Origin of the sequence: Mizugakiibacter sp., assembly GCF_039680435.1 — a bacterium.
Classification (GTDB): domain Bacteria; phylum Pseudomonadota; class Gammaproteobacteria; order Xanthomonadales; family Rhodanobacteraceae; genus Mizugakiibacter.
In genome coordinates this window covers 1-3804 of the sequence record NZ_JBDKSX010000129.1, presented here as the reverse complement: position 1 = coordinate 3804, position 3804 = coordinate 1, and the positions used below count along the sequence as shown (strand labels likewise).

2 protein-coding genes and 1 pseudogene are annotated in these 3804 nt (G+C 70.8%); all 3 read right to left on the bottom strand.

What is annotated here, in order from left to right; genetic code table 11:
• Nucleotides 1-993 (bottom strand): annotated as a pseudogene (locus ABFC67_RS13970) (TIGR02099 family protein); the annotation flags it as partial.
• A gap of 33 nt (nucleotides 994-1026) precedes the next feature.
• A complete protein-coding gene (rng, locus tag ABFC67_RS13965) occupies nucleotides 1027-2508 on the bottom strand; it encodes a ribonuclease G (protein ID WP_346738640.1) in 1482 nt (493 codons plus the stop codon).
• 160 nt (nucleotides 2509-2668) lie between these two features.
• A complete protein-coding gene (locus ABFC67_RS13960; protein ID WP_346738639.1) occupies nucleotides 2669-3238 on the bottom strand; it encodes a Maf family protein in 570 nt (189 codons plus the stop codon).
• Nucleotides 3239-3804 lie beyond the last annotated feature (566 nt).

Below are 3804 nucleotides of genomic sequence, written 5' to 3'. Positions count from 1 at the left end.
CGCGTCCAGGGCAAGGCGCCGCGGCGCGCCGTCGCCGAGCACGAGCGCGGCCACGCCGCCCTCGGCGCCGCGCGCAGCGGGCGCCGCGTAGGCGATGCGCCAGCCCTGCGCCACGCGCTCCGCGCCGACGCTGCCGCGCAGCGACGCGAGCCGCGCCTGGCGTCCTTCGGGGCCGACGAGGTCGAGTGCGGCGAGATCGAGGCGCGCGCTGGCGCGGAACACGCGGCCGTCGCGCCAGTCCGTCCAGGTTTCGAGCTGGCCGCGGCCGCTCCTGACGGCGTAGCCGCGCAGGTCGATGCCGCCCAGCAGCGCGGCGAGATCGACGTCGGTGCCGCCCGCATAGAGTTCGCCGCCGCGCATGTCCGGCCGCATGCGCGCGGCGAAGCGCAGGTTGCCGGCGGCGCCGCTGCGGTGCAGGAGGCCGGCCGCGCGCACGTCGCCGCCGGCATTGGTCAGGCGCAGCACGTCGGCCAGGAACACGTAGCGCGCGCCGGCCTTCTGGTCCGCCAGGGTCAGGCTGAGGTTGCGCACCAGCACGTCGGCCGGCAGCGCGGCCAGCGAGCTGCGCGCGCCCGGCGCTTCCTCGCCGCCGCCGAAGCCGGCCACGTGCCAGGCGCCCTGCGCGTCACGCACCAGCTCCAGGTCCAGCCCGGACAGGCGCAGCTCGATCCAGCGCTTGTGCGGCTTCAGCCAGGCGCCGAAGTCGAATTTCAGCTGCGCTTCCGGCAGGGTGATCGCGGCGCCGTCGGGGCCGGCGCCGAGGGTCAGCCGCGACACCGCGAACAGCGGCCCGGACGGCTGCCACTCGCCGCGGATGTCCTGGAACGACACCGGCCGGTGCAGTCGGCTGCTCAGCAGCGCGGCGATGCGCTGCGGATAGTGCGCGGCCAGCGGCAGCAGCAGTTGCGCCAGCCCCATCGCCACCGCCGCCGCGACCAGCGCCGCGGCGGCCAGCGCGCCGGCCACGAAGCGCACGCGGCGCCAGCGGTTCAAGCGCGTCCCCGTACCGCGACCCCGCGCCGGCGGTCAGAGCAGCACGACATCGTACTGTTCCTGCGAGTAATGCTCTTCGGCCTGGAAGCGGATGGTCTTGCCGATGAATTCCTCGAGTTCCGCGACTCCAGCGGATTCCTCCTCGAGGATGCGGTTGACCACCTTGGCACTGGCCAGCACCAGCAGCTTTTCCGCCTCGAATTGGCGCACCGCGCGGGTGATCTCGCGGAAGATCTCGTAGGTCACGGTCTCGGCGGTCTTCAGCGTGCCGCGTCCGCTGCATGCGGGGCACGGCTCGCACAGTTGGCGCTCCAGGCTCTCGGTGGTGCGCTTGCGCGTCATCTCCACCAGCCCCAGCGGCGACATCGGGTACACCGTGGTCTTGGCGTGGTCGCGCGCCAGCGCCTTCTCCAGCTGGCGCAGCACCTGCTGCTGGTGCTCGGCGTCGGTCATGTCGATGAAGTCGATGATGATGATGCCGCCGAGGTTGCGCAGCCTGAGCTGGCGCGCCGCCGCCTGCGCCGCCTCCAGGTTGGTGCGGTATACCGTTTCCTCGAGGTTGCGCGTACCGAGGAAGCCGCCGGTGTTGACGTCGATGGTGGTCATCGCTTCGGTCTGGTCGACGACCAGGTAGCCGCCCGACTTCAATGGCACTTCCTTGTTGAGCGCGCGCTGAATCTCGTCCTCGGCGCCGTACAGATCGAAGATCGGCCGCTCGCCCGGATAGTGCTCGACGCGGTCGGCGAGCTGCGGCATGAACTTGTTGACGAACTTGACGACCTTCTCCCAGGTCTCGCGCGAGTCCACGCGCACCTTCTCGACGCCCTCGTGCAGCGCGTCGCGCAGCGCGCGCAGCGGCAGCGACAGTTCCTCGTAGACGCGCTCGCCGACCCCCGTCCTGGCGATGTTCTCCTGCACCACGCGCCAGACCTTGCCGAGATAGGTCACGTCGAAGGCAAGCGCCTCCTGCGACTGCCCCTCGGCGTTGGTGCGCACGATGTAGCCGAGCGGGTTCTCGCCGGCCAGCGCGGCGACCTGCTCCTTCAGGCGCTGGCGCTCGGCCTCGTCCTCGATGCGCGCGGACACGCCAAGCATGTGCGAGTACGGCAGCAGCACCAGGTAGCGCGACGGGATCGACAGGTGCGTGGACAGCCGCGCGCCCTTGGAGCCGATCGGGTCCTTGATCACCTGCACGACGATTTCCTGGCCCTCGTGCACCAGCTCGCCGATCGGCGGCGTCGGCGCGTGGCCGTTGCTCTCGGCGCCCGCGACCGGGATCGCCGGCGCCGGGCGCACGATGTCGGAGGCGTGCAGGAACGCGGCGCGTTCCAGCCCGCATTCGACGAACGCCGCCTGCATGCCGGGCATCACGCGCTGCACGCGGCCCTTGTAGATGTTGCCGACATAGCCGCGCTTCTGCGCACGCTCGACGTGCACTTCCTGCAGCATGCCGTTCTCGATCACCGCCACGCGCGTTTCGCGCGGGGTGACGTTGATCAGGATCTCTTCGCTCACCGGGCCCGTCCCTCCACCATCCGGCTTTATAGCCGGTGCGCGTCCAGCCTGTCGATGCGTCATGTCGCGATCCGTCCGCGGGAAGTGCGGGCTGTGACCGCCGCCGCGGGCGCAGGTTCAGAATGAACCTTGCGGTACAGGAAAGGCCGCGCGACGCGCGTCAGAACGCCATGCCGAATTGGCGCAGCAGGCGCCCGGTTTCGAACAGCGGCAGTCCCATCACGCCCGAGTAGCTGCCGGCGAGGTGCGCGACGAACGCCGCGGCGCGGCCCTGGATCGCGTACGCGCCGGCCTTGCCGAACGGCTCGCCGGTGGCGACGTAGGCGGCGATCGCGGCCTCGTCCAGCGGCGCGAAGGTCACTTCCGACAGGCTGACGGCGCACGCCTCGCGCGCGCCGTCGACGACGCACACCGCGGAGATCACCCGATGCGTGCGCCCGGCCAGGCGCCGCAGCATCGCCGCCGCATCCGCCGCGTCGGCCGGCTTGCCGAACACCGCGTCGTCCAGCACCACCTCGGTGTCGGCGCCGAGCACCGCCGCCCCGCGCTGGCCGTCCACGCGTTGCAGCCCGGCCCGCGCCTTGTCGCGCGCCACGCGCTCCACGTAGGCCTGCGCCGCCTCGCCCGGCGCGCGCGCCTCGACGACGTCGACTTCGACCACTTCGAAATGCACGCCGATCTGCTCGAGCAACTGGCGACGGCGGGGGGATTGCGAGGCGAGATAGAGCATGGCGCGCATCCTAACTGTTCGCACAGCTCCGGCATCACGCCTGGGGCCGCCAGGATGGCGGCCTGACGCGTCCCCTCGGGCGCGGCGAGAGCGCGGAGGATCAGGCCCGCAGGGTGGCCCGCATGGATGCGGGCCAGTTCGCCGTCAGGGCAGGAGCCCTGTCGGCGAACCCCCGTAGCGCTCTCGCGAACCCGGAGGGCAGGATGCCCGGTGGGCGCGCCCGTGGGGTGTCCTTCTCTTTGGTGACTTTCTCTTGGACAAGCAAGAGAAAGTCACCCGCTCGCGGCAGCGAGCGGAACAAGGGGAGCTGCGACACACGTTCCATCAGGCGTCTTGCGGCGCCGCCACCCTCACCTGCCCCTTGTAAGTTAGCTCTACCCCGTCCAGACCGATTGCCCTCAGATTGCGAGATCGTGGGAGAGCCAGGGTCGGGCGGGGATTTATTCCTCCAACAACCCGAACAGTTGCCAGGGCTCGAAGCCCGCTTCCGCAAGGCCGGGTATCAGGAGCATGACGATGATGCAAGAGGTTGAGAACTGGGTGGGCGTGGATGTTGCCAAGGCGCA

Excerpts from the sequence above, each read along its gene's own strand:
- ABFC67_RS13960 (WP_346738639.1), bottom strand. The coding sequence starts at position 3,238 with ATGCTCTATCTCGCCTCGCAATCCCCCCGCCGTCGCCAGTTGCTCGAG.